Origin of the sequence: Neobacillus terrae (genome assembly GCF_011393025.1) — a bacterium.
GTDB lineage: Bacteria > Bacillota > Bacilli > Bacillales > Cytobacillaceae > Neobacillus_A > Neobacillus_A terrae.
In genome coordinates this window covers 118,680-136,715 of record NZ_JAAOEO010000006.1, presented here as the reverse complement: position 1 = coordinate 136,715, position 18,036 = coordinate 118,680, and the positions used below count along the sequence as shown (strand labels likewise).

The 18,036-nt window shown below is 37.1% G+C and carries 23 protein-coding genes; 16 read left to right on the top strand and 7 right to left on the bottom strand.

What is annotated here, in order from left to right:
- Positions 1–262: 262 nt before the first annotated feature.
- Positions 263–1,018 carry a C39 family peptidase gene (locus G8761_RS10870; RefSeq protein ID WP_243449982.1) on the top strand — a complete coding sequence of 252 codons (756 nt, stop codon included), beginning with the start codon at positions 263–265 and terminating at the stop codon, positions 1,016–1,018.
- A gap of 208 nt (positions 1,019–1,226) precedes the next feature.
- On the opposite strand, the gene G8761_RS10865 is transcribed toward G8761_RS10870, so the two are convergent.
- The 4 genes from G8761_RS10865 to G8761_RS10850 form a co-directional block, all read right to left on the bottom strand.
- Positions 1,227–1,436 (bottom strand): ATP-binding protein, encoded by a 210-nt coding sequence (locus tag G8761_RS10865; protein WP_166026461.1) that lies wholly within the window; start codon positions 1,434–1,436, stop codon positions 1,227–1,229.
- 223 nt (positions 1,437–1,659) lie between these two features.
- Entirely contained in the window at positions 1,660–1,800 is a 141-nt protein-coding gene (locus G8761_RS28060) for a histidine kinase dimerization/phospho-acceptor domain-containing protein (RefSeq protein ID WP_420800247.1), read from the bottom strand.
- A 75-nt stretch (positions 1,801–1,875) separates the two neighbouring features.
- A complete protein-coding gene (locus tag G8761_RS10855; protein ID WP_166026457.1) occupies positions 1,876–2,307 on the bottom strand; it encodes a hypothetical protein in 432 nt (143 codons plus the stop codon).
- A 169-nt stretch (positions 2,308–2,476) separates the two neighbouring features.
- A complete protein-coding gene (locus G8761_RS10850; RefSeq protein WP_166026455.1) occupies positions 2,477–2,899 on the bottom strand; it encodes a pyridoxamine 5'-phosphate oxidase family protein in 423 nt (140 codons plus the stop codon).
- Between the two features lie 177 nt (positions 2,900–3,076).
- On the opposite strand from G8761_RS10850, the gene G8761_RS10845 reads away from it, so the two are divergent.
- From G8761_RS10845 to G8761_RS10825, 5 genes are all read left to right on the top strand, one after another.
- Positions 3,077–3,757 carry an exonuclease domain-containing protein gene (locus tag G8761_RS10845; protein ID WP_166026453.1) on the top strand — a complete coding sequence of 227 codons (681 nt, stop codon included), beginning with the start codon at positions 3,077–3,079 and terminating at the stop codon, positions 3,755–3,757.
- A 167-nt stretch (positions 3,758–3,924) separates the two neighbouring features.
- Positions 3,925–4,533: a nitroreductase family protein gene (locus G8761_RS10840; RefSeq protein WP_166026452.1), complete on the top strand. Its 609-nt coding sequence runs from the start codon at positions 3,925–3,927 to the stop codon at positions 4,531–4,533.
- A gap of 146 nt (positions 4,534–4,679) precedes the next feature.
- Entirely contained in the window at positions 4,680–5,831 is a 1,152-nt protein-coding gene (locus tag G8761_RS10835; protein ID WP_166026450.1) for an acyl-CoA dehydrogenase family protein, read from the top strand.
- 24 nt (positions 5,832–5,855) lie between these two features.
- Positions 5,856–6,347, top strand: a complete 492-nt coding sequence (locus G8761_RS10830) for a GNAT family N-acetyltransferase (protein WP_166026448.1) — start codon at positions 5,856–5,858, stop codon at positions 6,345–6,347.
- A gap of 60 nt (positions 6,348–6,407) precedes the next feature.
- Entirely contained in the window at positions 6,408–6,569 is a 162-nt protein-coding gene (locus tag G8761_RS10825) for a hypothetical protein (RefSeq protein WP_166026447.1), read from the top strand.
- A gap of 60 nt (positions 6,570–6,629) precedes the next feature.
- Here the strand turns inward: G8761_RS10825 and G8761_RS10820 are convergent, their stop codons facing one another.
- Entirely contained in the window at positions 6,630–6,809 is a 180-nt protein-coding gene (locus G8761_RS10820) for an H-type small acid-soluble spore protein (protein ID WP_166026445.1), read from the bottom strand.
- A 154-nt stretch (positions 6,810–6,963) separates the two neighbouring features.
- Between G8761_RS10820 and G8761_RS10815 the strand changes: the two genes are divergently transcribed.
- The 3 genes from G8761_RS10815 to G8761_RS10805 all read left to right on the top strand — a co-directional run bounded on the left by G8761_RS10815 (position 6,964) and on the right by G8761_RS10805 (position 8,820).
- On the top strand, positions 6,964–7,245 hold the full coding sequence (locus tag G8761_RS10815) for a late competence development ComFB family protein (protein WP_243449981.1): 282 nt from the start codon (positions 6,964–6,966) through the stop codon (positions 7,243–7,245).
- Between the two features lie 117 nt (positions 7,246–7,362).
- Positions 7,363–7,791: a DUF4395 domain-containing protein gene (locus G8761_RS10810; RefSeq protein ID WP_166026443.1), complete on the top strand. Its 429-nt coding sequence runs from the start codon at positions 7,363–7,365 to the stop codon at positions 7,789–7,791.
- 669 nt (positions 7,792–8,460) lie between these two features.
- Positions 8,461–8,820 carry an SMI1/KNR4 family protein gene (locus G8761_RS10805; RefSeq protein WP_166026441.1) on the top strand — a complete coding sequence of 120 codons (360 nt, stop codon included), beginning with the start codon at positions 8,461–8,463 and terminating at the stop codon, positions 8,818–8,820.
- 32 nt (positions 8,821–8,852) lie between these two features.
- Here the strand turns inward: G8761_RS10805 and G8761_RS10800 are convergent, their stop codons facing one another.
- Positions 8,853–9,041 (bottom strand): hypothetical protein, encoded by a 189-nt coding sequence (locus G8761_RS10800; RefSeq protein ID WP_166026439.1) that lies wholly within the window; start codon positions 9,039–9,041, stop codon positions 8,853–8,855.
- 205 nt (positions 9,042–9,246) lie between these two features.
- Between G8761_RS10800 and G8761_RS10795 the strand changes: the two genes are divergently transcribed.
- From G8761_RS10795 to G8761_RS10765, 7 genes are all read left to right on the top strand, one after another.
- Complete coding sequence (locus G8761_RS10795) at positions 9,247–10,497, top strand: MFS transporter (protein WP_166026437.1); 1,251 nt, start codon at positions 9,247–9,249, stop codon at positions 10,495–10,497.
- A 30-nt stretch (positions 10,498–10,527) separates the two neighbouring features.
- Complete coding sequence (locus tag G8761_RS10790) at positions 10,528–10,770, top strand: group-specific protein (RefSeq protein WP_166026435.1); 243 nt, start codon at positions 10,528–10,530, stop codon at positions 10,768–10,770.
- 116 nt (positions 10,771–10,886) lie between these two features.
- Positions 10,887–12,821 carry a lipoteichoic acid synthase gene (ltaS, locus tag G8761_RS10785; protein WP_166026433.1) on the top strand — a complete coding sequence of 645 codons (1,935 nt, stop codon included), beginning with the start codon at positions 10,887–10,889 and terminating at the stop codon, positions 12,819–12,821.
- A 357-nt stretch (positions 12,822–13,178) separates the two neighbouring features.
- Positions 13,179–15,473 carry an ATP-dependent DNA helicase gene (locus tag G8761_RS10780; protein WP_166026432.1) on the top strand — a complete coding sequence of 765 codons (2,295 nt, stop codon included), beginning with the start codon at positions 13,179–13,181 and terminating at the stop codon, positions 15,471–15,473.
- A gap of 36 nt (positions 15,474–15,509) precedes the next feature.
- Positions 15,510–16,316, top strand: coding sequence for a thermonuclease family protein (locus G8761_RS10775; protein WP_166026430.1), 807 nt, complete (start codon positions 15,510–15,512; stop codon positions 16,314–16,316).
- A gap of 116 nt (positions 16,317–16,432) precedes the next feature.
- On the top strand, positions 16,433–16,957 hold the full coding sequence (locus G8761_RS10770) for an HD domain-containing protein (RefSeq protein WP_166026428.1): 525 nt from the start codon (positions 16,433–16,435) through the stop codon (positions 16,955–16,957).
- A 56-nt stretch (positions 16,958–17,013) separates the two neighbouring features.
- Positions 17,014–17,472 carry a DinB family protein gene (locus tag G8761_RS10765; protein WP_166026426.1) on the top strand — a complete coding sequence of 153 codons (459 nt, stop codon included), beginning with the start codon at positions 17,014–17,016 and terminating at the stop codon, positions 17,470–17,472.
- A gap of 44 nt (positions 17,473–17,516) precedes the next feature.
- On the opposite strand, the gene G8761_RS10760 is transcribed toward G8761_RS10765, so the two are convergent.
- A complete protein-coding gene (locus tag G8761_RS10760; RefSeq protein ID WP_166026424.1) occupies positions 17,517–17,993 on the bottom strand; it encodes a hypothetical protein in 477 nt (158 codons plus the stop codon).
- Positions 17,994–18,036 lie beyond the last annotated feature (43 nt).

Below are 18,036 nucleotides of genomic sequence, written 5' to 3'. Positions count from 1 at the left end.
TTGCTCTTTTAAGTAAAAGTTTAATTAAGAATACTTACTAAATTTTTCTGTTATTCACAAAATAGAATAGCCACACCAAAATTAATCCATAAGGTATATATAAAAGCAAAAACTTCACAGGTGATTTACCAGGACTATTTCATTAATAACCAATTTATTTAGCTTAAAGAAATTACCAAGCCTTTAGTTTGGCAATTTCTATAAAACTTTTAATATAATAGGCTTATTGAATAAACAGACAGTAAAAGCAGTGAGGTAAAAAATGAAAAACTACACAAAAGAAATCCTTTTAGTTTTTATGTCAGCCAGTTTGTTATTGTCAGGCTGCAGCGCACTCGATTTTAATATATTAAAACCCAAGGAAATTGATGCTCAAGCAGATATAATTCCAGTTAAGAAAAAGGTTATTGCTCTAAAAGAGAAAAAACTCCCGCCGCTCCCGGATCACATTATTTTGGATGTTCCTTTATTCAAACAAATGGAAGCCCCGCGCCTTTATAATGGGTGTGAGGTTACCAGTCTCGGAATGATTCTTAAGTTTCATGGTTATCAGGTAAACAAGAATGAATTAGCCAGAAAGATTAAAAGAGTTCCCCTGAATATTGGTCAAGGATTAAAGGGAAATCCAAATGAAGGTTTTGTTGGGAACATGGAAAATGGCCCAGGGCTTGGTGTCTATCATGGACCTATTGTAGACTTAGCCAGACAGTATGCAGGTGATAAAGTTATTGATTTAACTAACAAGCCGTTTTCAAGCGTTCTTGAGAAAGTAGGTCACGGTTTTCCAGTTTGGGTCATTATAACCACAAGCTTTGCTCCTGTTAATGTTTTTCAGTCCTGGAAAACACCACAAGGGACAATTAAAATTACTTTCAGCCAGCATAGTGTCGTAATAACTGGCTATGATAAAGACCATATTTACATTAACGACCCTTACGGATTTAAAAACAGAAAGCTGGACAGGGAAAACTTCATTAATGCCTGGGAGCAAATGGGCAGCCAGGCCGTATCATTATAAAGAGAAAAAAGCGCAACAACCTGCCATTCCAGGGTGGATAAGCTTACTCGAAATTACTGGAAGTAAAATCCATATTTCTTAATGAAAAGTAAAAAGTCCGGGGCTATTCCGGACTTTTTACTTTCGTTAGTTTAAGAGACAGCTTCTTTAAATAGGAGAGTAAATTTGGTGCCTTTATTGATTTCACTGTCGATTTGAACTTTCCCTTTCATTCGTTTAAGTATATAAAGGAAATCATCAGGCCAAGACCTGTCCCTTTGGTTTTCGTAGAATAGTAGGGTTGGCCAAGCTGATAAAGCTGTTTCGTGGACAAACCAATACCTTTATCCTCAATAATAATTGAAACAAAACCATCCTGTGACTGGCATATTATTATTAATTCCCCGCCCTCTGGCATTGCTTCAATCCCATTTTTCATTAGGTTAATCATTAATTATTTAAATTCAGGAGGGCTGCCCTCAATCTTGCCACCCTCCTGAATGTTTGAATGGATATCTATATTGGCAATGGCTGAATAGGGACGCATAAATTCTACAGTTTCCTTTAGAAGAGATGAAGCATTCAGAATTTCAAAATTACTTCCGGAAGGCCTGGCCAGAGCTAAAAAGTCATAAATAATGTTTTGTGTTCTTTCCAGTTCCTCAAGAGAGAGAGACATACATAGTTTGTTTGGAGTTTAGGTTCTTTTGATCTCTCATTATTTGCATGAACCCGCGAATCGTTGTCATCGGGTTTCTTATTTCATGAGCCATGGAAGCAGCTAGCTGGCTTATGGCATTCATTTTTTTAGCATTTTGCAGCTGCTCAAGCATATATACCTTCAGCCGGGTAATTTCAATAAAATATATAATGGCACACTAGGCTGCAAAGGAGATAAAAGTAAACATAAGCACATAAACGGAAACATTTAATTTACCAGTACCAATGAGCAGGGTTAACCGTGAAAAGGATATTAATACGTAAAAAAAGCTGGCAATGCGAATTTTCTTGGCAATTTTATAATTATTGTATTTTCTAGCAACAATGAATAACGGAATGGAAATAATCAGGTAGTTTAATAAAGCAATAGGGATCTTTGCTGGTGAACTAACAGACTCAAATAACTCAATTGCAATGATGATAAGAATGTCAGGTTTGGGTCCCAAATAGAGAAAGGCAACGAAAACGGGGATAAATTTAAAATCAAAAGAAAGACCGTCTGAGATTCCAACTGGAAAGGATATGGTTAAAAAAGTGGTTAATATGAGAACCCCAAACATTGATTGGAAAAAATTTTTCAGCTTTTCCAATCAATAATGTACTTGCTAGAGGGATGATTATCATAAGAAAAAAATGTAAAAGAAGTTCTTCCTAAAACTGTTTCATTTTCCCCCCGGTATCCTGGTCCATAATCGAATTATACCAAAAGAACCGTGAAAAAATAGGCTAAAAATTGAAAAAACGCCAAAAAATGGCGTTTTATAGTTCTAGTATTTCTGGTTCCAATCCCTTATTATTCATTAGTCTGATTAAAGAAGGTTCGATACGGAGGACAATATAATCTTGGTCATCGGGACCTTTAAACCATTTCTCTAAGTACTCATTCCATAATTTGTTTTTCATTTCCGCTGAGTCGTCAACAGCCGCCTTACCTTCAATTTCAAGAAATGAATCTCCAAAACCCTCTCCATCATATCCGAGTAAAATGTGTACAAAAGGGTTTTTTTCAATTTCTTCAACCTTATGGGTTTCTTTGCTGGTTGCTGTGTAGAGTGTTAGACCTTCATGAAAAAAAGTCATATAACGGGAATGAGGCTTGTTTTGCTGAACAGATGCAAGTGTTCCAACTTTATTTTCTTGCAATATTTTTAATATTTTTTCTTTAAGTTCACTGTTCGTCATTTGATCACTCCTTTATTAACAATCTCTTTTATTATTCCTCCAAATGATAGCTCTAAACAGAAGGAAGTGTTCTATTTTGCCTTAGTGATGGAAAAAATCGTTTGATTAAAATAAAATGTGGTAGTATGTAAAAAAAGAGCAAGAAGTATATGAAAATTACTAATTAGGATGATAAATATGGATAAAAATAAAAAAATCGGGTTAATTGTTGACGTAGAGACCACTGGTTTACGCCCTGGAGCGGATGAAATGATCGAATTGGCTCTAATTCAGTTTGCATATCAAAAGGACACAGGTGAATTTCTGGATATCTTGGATCAGCAATCATTTTTAAGAGAGCCTTTATCGAGTACTTCAAAAAGAAATTATCCGTCTGCCTTTAAAATACACGGTATCCCTTTCAGCGATGTAGAGGGAAAGGTTTTTGACGATCCAAAAGTTAAAAACCTTCTTAGCGATTCTGACTCAGTTTTTGCCCACAACGCTTCCTTTGACCGAAGTTTCTTATACCATATGTATCCAGAGATAAACGATCTTCACTGGTACTGTACTATGAGGAATGTTCCCTGGAAAGGTTATGGATTTGAAAACAGTAAGCTACTTACATTACTGCAGGCTCATGGGATTACAGAATATCAGTCGCATCGGGCTTTGGATGATATAACAAATTTAATGCATTTATTAAAAAAGGAAAGCCCCTCAGGTTCACTTTATTTAAAAGAAGTAGTATCTAAAAGGCCAATGAGAAAGTATGACCCTCAGCCTAAAACATCTGGAAAATGGAAATCATATATAAAACAAACTGCTGATGAAACAGGTGCTGCTTCGGAACGTTCACAATACCAACGAAAGTTTTAATCTCACTTACATAAAGAATTTTTTAAGCTCTTGCCCTATTGGGCTCTTTTTTTTGTCCAAGTCATTATAAGCAGATAATTGGACATAGCAATGAAATTATACAAAAATAATAAAGCTATTGCTATAAATGAATAATAAGATGGAACAGCATAGAGGAGGTAACATCATTGAAGGATTTATTTCAAGTAATCGAAGAAAGAAGAGCTGTTAAGGTTTTTGATCCAGATGAAAAGATTTCAAAAGAAGAACTTACAGATATTCTGGAGCTAGCTGGGAAGGCACCATCAGCATGGAATTTGCAGCACTGGCATTTCTATGTATTTCATGACCAGGAAGCAAAGGATAAATTATTTAAACTGGCCTATAATCAAACGCAAATTCGTGATGCAGCTGCAACTATTGCTATTTTAGGCGATAAAGAAGCAAATAAGAATTATGAACCTGTTTTTGCACCACTTGTAGAGGCTGGGGCATTATCTGCCGAAATCTATAATGCATTAGCCGGCCAGATTGATGGCGCATATCAAAGAGAAGGATATCCACTTGTCGCTGCCCATCACAATGCTGGATTGGCCGCAATGCAGTTAATGCTTATTGCACAAGCTAAGGGGTGGGATACCTGCCCGATCGGCGGATTTGATCATGAAGGCTTTGTAAAAGAATTTAATGTTCCAGAACGTTATGTTCCAATTATGATCATTCCTGTTGGGAAAAAGCTAAACCCTGGCCGTCCTTCACCACGCCTTGAAATCAACAAATTAACCACATGGATTTAAAATAAAAGGAAGTGTCCCAAAAAAGGGACACTTCCTTTTATTTTTAATCACTGATCGAATTGTGCTTATCATTTCTCACCTTTAATCTAAACAGGTATAATTTAGATAATTAAAGGACCCCGAAGGGAATAGTTAGGAGACGGCACATGAATTTTCTTTCAGACAATACACCTCAAGAGAGATTGAATTTAATAAATACACTTAGTAAAAGGTTTAAGGAAAGGGCCTCTCTTACGGAGGAATCAGGATCATTTCCATTTGAAAATATCCAGGATCTTAAAGAATCAGGCTATACTGCTTTGACTGTTCCAAAAGAATATGGAGGCAAGGGTATCTCATTATATGAAATGCTGAAGCTGCAGGCAAGGATAGCAGAAGGAGATGGATCGACTGCTCTTGCCATAGGATGGCATATGGGTATTATCAAAAATCTTGGAGAAAAAAAGTCCTGGAACAACGAAAAATTTGCCTGGCTTTGTGAAGAAGTAAAAAAAGGGGCGCTGATAAACAGCGCAGCTACAGAACCCCAAACTGGAAGTCCTACAAGAGGCGGGAAGCCACAGACAACGGCCCAAAAAGAAAATGGACATTGGATTATTAGTGGAAGAAAAATCTTTACAACAATGTCACCTGTCCTTGACTATTTTATTGTAAGTGCATCAGTTGTAGAAACCGGAGAAACTGGAAACTTCCTAATTCCCCGCTCAGCACAGGGACTTGAAATAGAGGAAACATGGGACAGCATTTCCATGAGAGGCACCGGCAGTCATGATTTAATCCTAAACTATGTAACTGTACCCTATGATAATTTTGTTGAAATCTTTACTCCAGGTAAAAAAGGGGCTAATGGTTGGCTGCTTCATATTCCTGCATGCTACCTTGGAATAGCAGAGGCAGCTAAGAAGTATGCAATCGAATTTGCAAAGCTGTATTCACCAAACAGCATAAAAGGATCTATTATGGATATTCCTGCAGTAAAACAAAAAACGGGTGAAATGGAGCTGTTATCTGTCCAATCATCCCATTTCCTATATTCTGCTGCTCGTCAATGGGATGAAGCTAATGAGGCGGAAAAGCAGACAATGGGACCATTGCTGGGGGCAGTCAAATTGTCAGTCACTAATTCAGCAATAGAAATAGTGGACATAGCTATGAGAATCGTTGGGGCAAAAAGCTTATCTATAAAAAATCCCCTCCAAAGATATTATCGGGACGTGAGGGCAGGGCTTCACAATCCTCCTATGGATGATATGACTATTCTCTCGCTTGCTGAAAAAGCGATTTCATCAATAGATTAAAAATAATGAAGTCAAGGTGCAAATATGAGAGAAGAAGCTGTTACTGTAAAATTAGGTTTATATCAGGAAAAACATTATTATGCTTTAATGAATTTTTTTCTTCCAGAGGAACAAAAAAAATTTACTGGAATGCCAGAAAATGCGCTCCCCCTTGCTTTAGAGGATCCTGATCGAACTCCGGTTGTAATTTTGTCGGAAGACAACCCAGTAGGATTTTTCGTACTGCATATAGGGTCAGAAATTTTTCCGTTCACTAATAATCCCGACGCGGTTCTGCTTCGGGCCTTTTCAATCAATCACGGGGAACAGGGCAAAGGTTACGCTAAACAAGCGATGCTTTTACTGGCTGGATTTGTAAAAACTCTGCATCCTGATAAAAAGGAAATTATACTTGCTGTAAATGCAAAAAACACTTCAGCAAAAAGTCTCTATTTAAAAACGGGGTTCAGAGATAATGGACAGGAAAGAGAAGGATCAAGAGGGATGCAGCACATTTTGCATATGAATCTGTCATAATTAAATTCGAGTAATCCCCGTTAAATTGGTCACCCTATTTTTATAAGGGGTGATAGCAGCATGCCAAGAGGAAAAGAATTAGAACAGCTGCCTATGGCAAACATTCTGCCAGGAGCGGGAATGGATCACAGTCCCAAAAACCGGGATTCTTTAAATGGAATTGTCAGCAAAGAACAGCCTGAGCCAGCGGATATTGTTAAAGAGAATGAAGATATGGTTTAAAAAATGTAATTATGTTACAACGAAAGAGGGCAGGCTGACATGGCCTGCTCTTTTCGTTTTTTACTCTTCAATTAATTCATGTATTTCCACAATAGACCGCTCTTCAAGAGGACCACGTAAATGGACTGTTGCTGTTCTGCCGTCTTCATTTAACTGATCAATCCATACAGAGGTTCCATTATATTTTACTTCAATATCAGCAGAGGAAGATAAAATCTGTTTTACTCTTCGTTCATTCATCTCTGATCACTCCATTTTCAATTTTCGTTTTATTTTTCTCAAAAAAAGAACTTTTATTCGGGCTATGGTAACAACCATTTACGAAAAGCTTGTGATAAAATAAAACTAGATGTATTCAGCTAAGAAAAATTCTACATACCTGGAAGTGGTCCAAATGGAAAGAAACTTAATAAATGTAATGGAAGAAATAGTTACTACCTTGGTGAATGTAGCAATGCTAAGTCCTGATTATCAAACTTTTTGCCCTTGCAGTAAGTGCAGGAATGACATAATTGCTTTAACCTTAAACACCCTTCCAAGCCATTATGTTACAACAGAACACGGAAGAAAATTAATTTTCGAGCAGCTAAATACATTAGAAAATCGAAAATGGATTAACAAGAGAATAATTAGTGCCATTCATACGGTTGGGAAGTTCCCGATGCATGATCGCTAAATGGAAGAAAAGCCAACCTTTGGCTTTCTTTTTTTTGATTAAAAAAACTTCACATAATATAAAAAATGGTATAGAATAAACAAAACATATAATTCCGATAAGACAGGTGTGAAAAATATGATTTCTGACTCAATACCTCAGCCATTAGTTCGAACTAATCAATGGTTTATCGTATTAAGTGTAATTGCAGCATGGATAACAAAACAGGAATGGATCCTTGCGATTCCACTTGTTGCCGGTATTATGGGTCTGGCCTTTGATTTTAATCCGGTCATGCGATTTGCAAAGCGGTTTTTGAAGAAAAAACCAACTGAATATATTCCTGAAGATCGGGATCAGCAGCAGTTTAATCAAGTAATTGCTGTCTTATGCCTTGCTGGCAGCTTAATTAGCTTTTTCCTAGGCTGGGACATTGCAGGCTATGTTTTTTCAGCCATGGTTGCTCTTGCAGCAGGTATTGCTTTAATGGGATTTTGTATTGGCTGCTTTATCCGTTTTCAATGGAAACAATATCAATATAGGCAGTCACTTAAGAAACAGCAGTAAGACGCAGCAAAGTATATTATTTTTAAACAGTACTTCTTTTCAGAAGTGCTGTTTTTATTTATGGTTAAGAAAGTATAAAGGTTTACCTTTTAAATTGTCTAGCTCCAGCGCCCAGCGAGTTTTCATCTTTGAAAAGCCTCCTGGATTATCTTGCATCAAGTATGACCGTTAGGTGATACTTTGTGCAGCTAGATCCATCCAGCTTCTCCCTACGATAAGTCAACATCGTACTCAAGTGCTCCTGCGCCACAGCATTTTTCAAAGAAGCTTATGTTCAGCTCGTCGTCGCAAAGCTGCATGTTGTCTATTCAGAGAAAGGATGTTTACTCAGGTAGCTGCTTCGCTGAACGGGCGCTTCCGCTTTTCTTAAACTTTAAAGACTATCTTTTCATTTCTAACTGGGTGTTTTTTATGCCATACAGCGTAAGGATATATTATATAGAAGGAAAACGTTCACAAATCGTAAAATTAACCTTTTTTCTCCGAAGCATCTATTGGTCTTATGCTTTTAAAACCTCTTTAATAATATCAAAAGTTTTAGTTTGTACTTTTTTTCACAAAATGACAAAAAAGTTTCATAAACAATGTGCGGAAAAACCTCTTTGAAAATTTAAAATAGAGATGAGAGTGATAATAATTGAAAAGAATTTTTAAGGAAGGATGATTACTTTGTTAAATCAGGATTTAAATACAATTATCAGTCAAATGGAATCCCTGAATCACCATGAAATAATGCTAAAAGAAACGGTATCCAAATTTTCCTATCATTTACTTTCAAGAGAGGAGTTCTTCACAGGGCAAATTGGCTATAGGATCGATCTTGAGGGTAATCCTTTAACGGGTACGAGAGAAGGGGAATGGAAAGATAATTGGGTTGTCATTGGTTACGAGGAGGGAGATGGTGATCCATTATTTATTGATTTATCCAATGAAGTTCATCCGGTTTTGACCACCAAACATGACCATGGCTGCTGGAAGCCCAGTATCCTGTTTAGCACCTTTAATGATTTTATTGAACAAATATCCTAAAGAATGAGGCTGCCGTTCCAGGCAGCCTCTATTTATTTATCGTAGGGGTAATCAATTGTATTTCCATTGATTGTTCCGGGAGATTGGTGATCCTTGAGGTTTTGCATATAGTTTTCAAATTCTTCTTTTACCTCGGGAGGTGCTCCGGGCTTTAAATGCCAGTTCCCGGGCTCATCGACAAAATAGGGGCTTTTAGTAAACTCCGGCTCTATTCTTGGCATAAATATCACCTCGATTCTTTTTGTTTATTTTCCCCTTTTAACCAATCCTTCAAACAGTTCTCATACTTCATACTTATTTATGAAATAAGGCAAAAAACTTATTGCGTACCTTATCCAAGCGGGAGTATGATAGCTATTGGTAAATAAATGAATAAATAGTTAAATTCAAATACAGGGAAAATTCCGCCGAAAGAAGATGACAGCCATGTATAATGAACACGAAGTTTTACGGAATGAAAAATATAGCATAAAAAATGGGATTGCCCAAACCGTTGTATTAAATATAAGCAATAACTATTTTACTTTGTTTGCTATAGGAGTGCTTGGCGCTACCAACTACCAGGTAGGATTGATTAACTCTCTCCCGCAATTTATAGGTATGTTTGCCATGGTTGTCTGTTCCTTTCTTATGAATGGAATAAAAGAAAAGAAGCGATTTACCGGGTATTCCATTCTTTTTACAAGGCTGTTTCTTCTGCTTATGTTTTTTGTCCTTTATATTCCTTCAGAATATAGAAACTGGGCGTTTGTTATACTGGTTGGTTTAATGAATTTTCCTGGTTCTTTTGCGAACCTAAGCTGGCAATCCTTTATTGGTGATTTGATTCCGGATAGCAGAAGAAGTGGATTTTTTAGCGATAGGAATCGGGTATTAACGATAGTAGGTATGATAACCACTTTTGTGGTTGGTATAGGACTGCAGCAATTTGATAAAAGCAACTCTTTCCCATATAAAATTTTATTCCTTGCTGCGTTTATATTTGGAGCGGTGGAAGTATATTATTTAAACAAGCATACTGAACCGATACAAATGAGGAAAAAGGAAAAGAAAAAGGAGTTCAGGATTCTTGATTGGAAGGCTTTTAAAGATAAACGATTTGTTTATTTTTTAATCTGCAGCCTGATTTTTAATTTTGCATGGCAGATGGCCTGGTCACTATTCAGTATTTATCAAATAAAAGACGCTCATGCAACAGGGCTTTGGATTAGCTTGTTTAATGTTGCCAATCAGGTTGCCCAAATCGTAAGCTTTCGATGGTGGGGGAAAATGGCGGATAAACACAGCAATTCAAAAATGCTCTTTTATTGTGCCCTTGGAATGGCTACAGCTCCTGTTCTTAATATCCTTTCAGATAATCTGATATACTTGGTTATTGTGAATGCAAGTTCCGGTCTGTTTGTGTCTGGAACAGTCTTGCTCCTGTTTAATCAGTTACTAGAAGTGACTAACGAAAAGAATAGGGGAGCTTATATCGCAAATTACAATATTTTATTAGCTATAGTTGGTTTCATTGCACCTCAATTCGGGGTATTTCTTCTTGAAACCAATAGTATGGATTTTGCAATGACGATCGCGAGTATTCTTAGAACTTTAAGTGCCATACCTTTTTATTTTCTGTTTCACTACATGAAAAAGAACGGGCTCCCAAAGCCTAAGCCAGTTGCTGATTTCTAAATAATATAAAAGATGTGGGGAGAAAAAAAGATGAGCGAATGCAAGATTAATCATTCAACAGAAGATGTAAGAAAAAAATTTGAAACCCAAATAGACTTTTTGCCGTCTAATATTAAGGAAGCTTTTCCAACTTTTCTTGAAAGCGGTCTAAATCAGGAAAGTTTGAATGCAGCATTCCATTTTCTAAAAAAATATGATCTTTCCACTAATGAAGAAAAAAGCAGACGTGATACTGAATTATGGAAATTGATGTCAAATAATAGCGAGAAATAAATCCCTCGCGGACCATCAATTGGAACCCATATAGATTTTACTTTTTCTAAAGATGTGTTATAGTAATTGAGGTTCGTTTACCGTGATAGTTACTGGTAAGTGAGAGGAGAATTAAAATGAAAAAATTCCAATTGCCGAAGGAAATTAGCCGCAGTAATGTAATGTTTTTTGCAGCAGCTGTTGTGCTTTTCTGGATAAAGACATATTCGGCTTATAAAATTGAATTTAACCTGGGAATAGAAAATACCCTGCAGCAATTTTTACTATTTATCAATCCAATCAGTTCCGCTCTTTTCTTTTTTGGCCTTGGCCTTTTGTTTAAAAAACGGGCAAAACTTGTGATAATTATTATGGATTTTCTTTTATCATTCCTGCTATACGCGAATATAGTCTATTATCGTTTCTTCAATGACTTTGTTACTGTTCCTGTTCTCATGCAGACTAAAACAAATGGCGGCCAGCTCGGAGACAGTGCTTTATCGCTTATGTCAGTGTTTGATATCTTCTATTTTGCAGATACCATTATCCTGATTGTTCTTGCTTTCAAGGTTTTTAATCATATTCAGGAATCAACCAGAAAGCCATTTAAAATCGTTTTGCTGTTTTCTATTACAGCATTCCTTTTTAATTTAGGTTTAGCTGAAAAAGATCGTCCGCAGCTTTTAACAAGATCTTTTGACCGTGCTTACCTGGTTAAATATTTAGGTGCATACAATTTTACCATTTACGATATTATCCAGAACATCAAATCATCAAGTCAGCGTGCGCTTGCTGACAGCAGTGATATTACTGATGTAGAAAACTACCGGAAAGCGAACTATGCCGAGCCGAATCCAGCTTATTTTGGCAAAGCAAAAGGCAAAAATGTTATTTATGTATCAATGGAATCATTCCAAAACTTTATGATTGGGTACAAACTTAATGGACAGGAAGTAACTCCTTTCCTAAACAGTCTTGCCCGGGATAATAATACATTCTACTTTGATAATTTTTATCATCAAACTGGACAGGGTAAAACCTCTGATGCAGAGTTCCTTATGGAGAATTCCCTTTATCCAATGGCTCAGGGTTCAGTATTTGTTAACAAAGCTCAAAATACGTACCATGCCATGCCAGCAATTTTAAAAGGCTATGGATATAATTCAGCTGTATTCCACGGAAACTACAAAACATTCTGGAACCGGAACGTTATGTATAAAGCACTTGGATATGATCAGTTCTACGATGCTGAGTATTACAATATGTCACAAGAGAATACGAAAAACTACGGTATGAAGGATAAGCCATTTTTCGCTGAATCTATGCCAATGTTAAAAAATCTGAAGCAGCCTTTCTATACAAAATTCATCACTCTTTCAAACCATTTTCCTTTTGAAATGGATCCACAGGATACAGATTTCCCTGCAGGCGATTTCGGTGATGATGTTGTAAACCAGTATTTCCAGTCTGCCCATTATATGGACCAGGCATTAGAGCAGTTCTTTAATGATTTAAAAACTTCCGGATTGTATGACAATACAATTGTAGTATTATATGGCGACCACTATGGTATTTCAGAAAATCACGATGATGCTATGGCAAAAGTACTTGGGGTAGATCAAATTACTCCGATGCAAAGTGCTTCACTCCAGCGGGTTCCCTTATTTATTCACGTTCCAGGCGTGAAGGGCGGTGTTCAGCATCAGTTCGGAGGAGAAGTCGATGTAAGACCTACAGTTCTACATTTGCTTGGTGTTGATACAAAGAATTTCATGGAATTTGGATCAGACCTTTTATCAAAAGAACATCGAAACTGGGTATTATTCCGTAATGGCGACTATGTTGGCCAGCAGGTTACTCAGCTAAACGAAAAATGCTATGATTCAGCAACTGGCCAGTTAGCAGCAGATCCTGCACAGTGTAAGGATATTGACAATAAGGTTCATGATGAGCTGGATATGTCTGATGAGGTAGTATATAAAGACTTGTTAAGATTCTACAAGCCGCAGGGATTTACTCCAATTAATCCAGACGACTATGAGTATCTTGGCAAAGGCAAAACAAAGAAATAAGACTAGAGTGAGGCAGAGCCTCACTCTTTTTTTGCTTATTTAAAAGGAACTTCATCATTTCTGAATTTTTATAGTTTTTACTGTTAATTTTTTGCAGTCATAAACTTGCTTCCTGCGCTCGCTTTCCGCTGGCGTTCCGGGAGCCGATCGGCGCTAGAGACTAAAGTTTCTAGTTTCAGTATAACCAAGCAGCCTTAAAATAAATGGAATGGTGCGGGAAGTTCCATTTTAACTAATTATTCTACTTTTCCTAAACTGCTTGGCAAAGCCGACGAAGCTTTCCTAGGAACTTGGACAATTTGTAGAAAAAAGGATACAATAAGAACAAAAGTTCGAAAAAAGATAGGAAACCGTGCTATGAATGAATTAAATCTTCCACATTACCATATTTCAGTCAGGCCGCTTGTAGAATATGTATTTCGCAGTGGCAGTATAGATTCCAGGTTCCAAGCGCCAACAAGCTTGAGTGAAGGGACAAGGGCACATCAAAAAATTCAAAAGACCTATAATGAAGGCGACCAGAAAGAAGTTCCGTTAAAGCTTTCAATAGAACACGGTGGTTTTTTGTTTGAATTGGAAGGAAGATGTGATGGCCTGCTTTTTGGGGAAAAAGGGAATATCATCATTGATGAAATAAAATCTACTGCAGCGGGTATAGAGGGTATTTTAATTGATTCCTACCCAGTACACTTGGCCCAGGCAAAATGCTATGCGTATATGTTCTCCATGGATAAAGGTATAAAAGAAATAAGTATCCAGCTTACCTATGTGGACAGTAAAACAGATGATCTTAAAAGATTTCATCAAACCTTTTCTTTTCAGCAATTGGAAAGCTTTATAAAAGAGATATTGGAGGATTTTCTTCCATTTGCCAGAATGTTGTCAGAACATAAAAACCTCTGTCGCCAAAGTATAAAGGATTTGGTTTTTCCTTTTAAAACTTATCGCAAGGGGCAAAAAAAGCTAGCGGCCTCTGTATATGATGCCATCAAGGGAAAGAAAGAACTGTTTTTAAGAGCTCCAACAGGAATAGGAAAGACCATTTCCACTATTTTTCCCTCGGTTAAAGCTGTTGGTGAAGAGGAAATAGACCACCTTTTTTACCTAACGGCTAAAACGATAACGCGCCAAACTGCGGAGGAAAGCTTTCAGCTATTAGAAAAAGAAGGGCTACATTTTAAAACAGTCACTCTTACAGCAAAGGATAAAGTATGTTTAAATGACACCACATCCTGCCAAAAAGATATGTGCCCTTTTGCGGATGGATATTATGACCGTATTAATGGGGCCATACTCGACATTTATAAAAATAAAAATAATATAACTCGTGGGACAATTGAGGAATATTCAAAAAAGCATAGGGTTTGCCCCTTTGAATTTTCATTAGATCTGGCCTACATAGCAGATGCCGTAATCTGCGATTACAATTACATATTTGACCCTCGAATTTCTTTGAAAAGATTCTCTGAGGAATATAAGAAGAGGTCTCTTTTATTAATTGATGAGGCTCATAACCTTGTTGACCGGGCAAGGGGCATGTTTAGCGGCAGCTTAATGAAGTCACCCTTTCTTAACATAAAAAGGTCCTATAAAGGTAAAAACCAAAGAATTTTCGAATCAGCCAAAAATATTAATCAATATTTTATCGATCTCAAAAAGGAAGCTGACAATCGCAAGGAATGGATTCTTTCGGAGTTTCCTGATAATCTCTTTAAACTGGCTGCGGAATTTAATAGTAGAACAGAAGAAGAATTAGCATCTGGCAGCACTGACACGGAGCTTCTTGATGCTTACTTCATGACTCTTGCCTTTGTGAAAACAGCTGCCCTTTTTGACGACCATTATGCTATTATGATTCAAGCTGATAGAAAAGAAGCTACTATAAAGCTTTTTTGCCTTGACCCGTCATTATTATTGAGCAAAATGGGAAAAAACTATCATTCCAAGGTTTACTTTTCTGCTACGTTTACGCCAATGAATTACTTCAAAGAAATGCTTGGGGCTAATAACGAAGCAATGGAGGTATCCATCGATTCTCCTTTTGCTAGCAGCCAGACCGAGGTTTTTATTTACCCCATATCCACTAGATATAAAGGCAGGGAAAAGTCCTATAATCCAATTGCAAAAACGATAAATGATTTAATCACTGTACGACCCGGAAATTATCTTGTTTTTTTTCCATCCTACCAATATCTGATGGAAACATTTGAAGCTTTTAAAGAAATAGATGCTATGACTGAGACAATTATTCAAAGCCGTGGAATGGCAGAATCGGAAAGAGAAGCTTTCCTTGCCAGCTTTCAGGAGGAAAACAAGAATTCACTAGTTGGATTTGCCGTGTTAGGTGGTGTCTTTTCTGAAGGAGTTGACTTAAAAGGTGAACGGTTAAACGGAGTCGTATGTGTCGGTGTCGGGCTTCCACAGGTTGGACTGGAAAGAAATATTATTAAGGATTACTATAGGGCCCAAGGAAGTAATGGATTTGATTATTCTTATGTCTATCCTGGCATGAATAAAGTTTTGCAGGCAGCAGGCAGACTGATTCGCTCTGAGGATGATTATGGAACAATTGTACTGATGGATGATCGATTCCTCGAAAATAAGTATCAAAAGCTGTTACCACAGGAATGGAAGGATTTCCGGATTATTTGATTACCCAACTGTTAATGTAGAAAAAGGAGTACACACATGAAATATAGATTTTTTTCTTTTCTTTTCAGCTTTGTTTTACTATCAGGTTTATTAACGGCCTGCACCAGTATTGATACTAGGACGTCAAAGATTAGTCAGTCCAATTCGGATCAGCCAACAACTGCCTCTGTGGGAAATCCTAAATTAAAGGAAGCTACAGTTGTAAAAAATGTTGATGGAGATACCTTGGTTATAAATTTGAACGGACGAGAGGAAAAAGTAAGAATGCTTTGCATTGATACCCCGGAAACACACCATCCACGTCTCGGAGTCCAGCCTTTTGGTCCTGAAGCGGCTAAATTCACCGAGGAAACACTGTATGTTGGCCGAAAAATACAGGTTGAAACAGGTATTGGGGATGGTCGGGATAAATATGGCCGGTTATTAGCCTATATTTATGTGGATGGAAAAATGTTTAATGAAACTCTTCTAGAAAAAGGATTGGCGCGTGTAGCGTATATATATCCACCTAACACAAAATATGTAGACCGATTTTACGCAGTTCAAAAACAAGCTCAGGATCAGGGACTGGGAATCTGGTCAATTGAAAATTATTCGAAGGAAGATGGATTCCACAAGGAAAATGCAGGCACAGGTGGCTCCTCGCAAAAGTCTTCTGATAATATAGAAACGGTTAACAAGGAAAAAAGCCAAAATTGCGAAGGAAAAATTAAAGGAAATGCCAACTCTCATATTTACCATGTACCAGAGGGGGCCTTTTATAATTCTAATATGAATAATATAGTTTGGTTCTGCACGGAGAAGGAAGCTCAGACCGCAGGGTACAGAAAATCCCAAAGATAAACCAGACTATCATTTACGCTAAATGGCAATACTTTTTGAAGTATTGCTTTTTTCCTTAATTGAATGTTTTATTTTGTTCACAGCAGGATACATATTTAAGGATTGGAGGTTCGGTAATGAGAGATGTAACATTGACAGAAATATTTAATCAGCATATTGCCCAAAAATTCTTAAACAGATCTGGTTTATCTCATGCCATTGCTGTTGCATACCATGCATTTCACCTTGCTAAAGAGCAAAATGTTGATACCGATATAGCCGCAAAAGCTGGATTTTTGCATGATATCGGCCATTACACCTGGTATAAAAATGGTAAATGGGACTATGAATTATACCGAAAAAATGATATTCATCCTATAAAGGGGGCTGAAAGGGCTCATAAGCTTTTGATCCGCCTTGGAGAAAACCCTGTGAAAGCAAAAACCATTGCACTTGCTATTCTTTTTCATACAGATTCCTTTCTGCCTTCAAATGATATAGTCAGGACTCCTCTTCAGCAAATTGTAAAGTGGGCGGATGAAAAGGATGAAGAGGAGGGTGGCATGCATCATTATCGAACGATAGATTCGATACGGGCAATAAATAGTCTGAAGCGGCTGGATGAAATGATTGATAAAGAATTGGAAAAAGACAGCAAGTAAAAACTTGCCAATTTGCTTCTCCAAATTGGATAATAGTATCAAAAGGGGGAGATATCATGAGTGAAATATTATTAAAACAATTTGAATTAACACGCCGGAACTTTTTAAAAAATATTGCCTCAATTGACCAGGCAACTGCCGACGCTCAGCCTAATGGATTTAATAATACCATCCATTGGCATATCGGGCATGTTTTGACTGTTACAGAGCAATTTATGTTTGGATTGCCGAAGAAATCAACAAACCTGCCGGAATTATATATACAATTATTCGGAAATGGCACCAAGCCTGCAGACTGGAGTGGCAAAGTTCCTTCTGTTGAAGAATTAACTGCTCAATTGCAGGAACAGCTTAGCCGTTTAAAAGAAATAGAGGTCTCCAGCTTCAATCAAACATTAAATAAGCCTTTTCATGGTCTTGAAACCTTTGGTGAATTAGCTGGTATGGCAATATTCCATGAAGCTAACCATTTAGGGCAAATACAGGCCATGAAAAAACTTATTCTTGCTCAATAAAGATTTATACAAAAAGAGGCTCGCCGTTAGGCGGCCTCTTTCATTTATATTTTCTTTAATCCTTCTTCCTGCAAATATAGTGCAGCTTCTTCGTAGGTTCCGAAAGTTGTTTCAATATTTACCCCGAAATAAAGGTTCCACAATTCATTTTCAAACTTTAATTTTAAAAGGTTGTCCTCGTCATCTCTCCAAAGTTCCTCAACAGCGATTATTTCCTTTTGTTCTCCTTGTTGTTCCTTATTTTCCGGCGACAAGGAATGAATTGTCTTTCGCAAAAGATTCCTAAGCTCTTCCGCTGTGAAATCCCTTATATTTACCATTCCTTTTTCGTCAGTCTCATAACCTTCAAGGTTTCCGGCATATACAAAACCATTTCCATTTGGGTGGAGATGGTACACGATATTCTTTTTATCTGAGTTACTCTCCTCATATTGAAAGTTAACTCTTTTTAAAGAAACATCTTTTCTGTTTAGCTCGGTAAATGATTCAATGATAGTCAGTTTTTCTTCAAAAGTAAGCATATATGCCTCCAAATAACGTGTTTCTCTCTATTTTATCATAACC

Coding starts and splice junctions, on each gene's coding strand:
- G8761_RS10870 (WP_243449982.1), top strand. CDS start 263: ATGAAAAACTACACAAAAGAAATCCTTTTAGTTTTTATGTCAGCCAGT.
- G8761_RS10865 (WP_166026461.1), bottom strand. CDS start 1,436: ATGAAAAATGGGATTGAAGCAATGCCAGAGGGCGGGGAATTAATAATA.
- G8761_RS28060 (WP_420800247.1), bottom strand. CDS start 1,800: ATGAATGCCATAAGCCAGCTAGCTGCTTCCATGGCTCATGAAATAAGA.
- G8761_RS10850 (WP_166026455.1), bottom strand. CDS start 2,899: ATGACGAACAGTGAACTTAAAGAAAAAATATTAAAAATATTGCAAGAA.
- G8761_RS10845 (WP_166026453.1), top strand. CDS start 3,077: ATGGATAAAAATAAAAAAATCGGGTTAATTGTTGACGTAGAGACCACT.
- G8761_RS10835 (WP_166026450.1), top strand. CDS start 4,680: ATGAATTTTCTTTCAGACAATACACCTCAAGAGAGATTGAATTTAATA.
- G8761_RS10830 (WP_166026448.1), top strand. CDS start 5,856: ATGAGAGAAGAAGCTGTTACTGTAAAATTAGGTTTATATCAGGAAAAA.
- G8761_RS10825 (WP_166026447.1), top strand. CDS start 6,408: ATGCCAAGAGGAAAAGAATTAGAACAGCTGCCTATGGCAAACATTCTG.
- G8761_RS10820 (WP_166026445.1), bottom strand. CDS start 6,809: ATGAATGAACGAAGAGTAAAACAGATTTTATCTTCCTCTGCTGATATT.
- G8761_RS10815 (WP_243449981.1), top strand. CDS start 6,964: ATGGAAAGAAACTTAATAAATGTAATGGAAGAAATAGTTACTACCTTG.
- G8761_RS10810 (WP_166026443.1), top strand. CDS start 7,363: ATGATTTCTGACTCAATACCTCAGCCATTAGTTCGAACTAATCAATGG.
- G8761_RS10800 (WP_166026439.1), bottom strand. CDS start 9,041: ATGCCAAGAATAGAGCCGGAGTTTACTAAAAGCCCCTATTTTGTCGAT.
- G8761_RS10795 (WP_166026437.1), top strand. CDS start 9,247: ATGTATAATGAACACGAAGTTTTACGGAATGAAAAATATAGCATAAAA.
- G8761_RS10790 (WP_166026435.1), top strand. CDS start 10,528: ATGAGCGAATGCAAGATTAATCATTCAACAGAAGATGTAAGAAAAAAA.
- ltaS (WP_166026433.1), top strand. CDS start 10,887: ATGAAAAAATTCCAATTGCCGAAGGAAATTAGCCGCAGTAATGTAATG.
- G8761_RS10780 (WP_166026432.1), top strand. CDS start 13,179: ATGAATGAATTAAATCTTCCACATTACCATATTTCAGTCAGGCCGCTT.
- G8761_RS10775 (WP_166026430.1), top strand. CDS start 15,510: ATGAAATATAGATTTTTTTCTTTTCTTTTCAGCTTTGTTTTACTATCA.
- G8761_RS10770 (WP_166026428.1), top strand. CDS start 16,433: ATGAGAGATGTAACATTGACAGAAATATTTAATCAGCATATTGCCCAA.
- G8761_RS10765 (WP_166026426.1), top strand. CDS start 17,014: ATGAGTGAAATATTATTAAAACAATTTGAATTAACACGCCGGAACTTT.
- G8761_RS10760 (WP_166026424.1), bottom strand. CDS start 17,993: ATGCTTACTTTTGAAGAAAAACTGACTATCATTGAATCATTTACCGAG.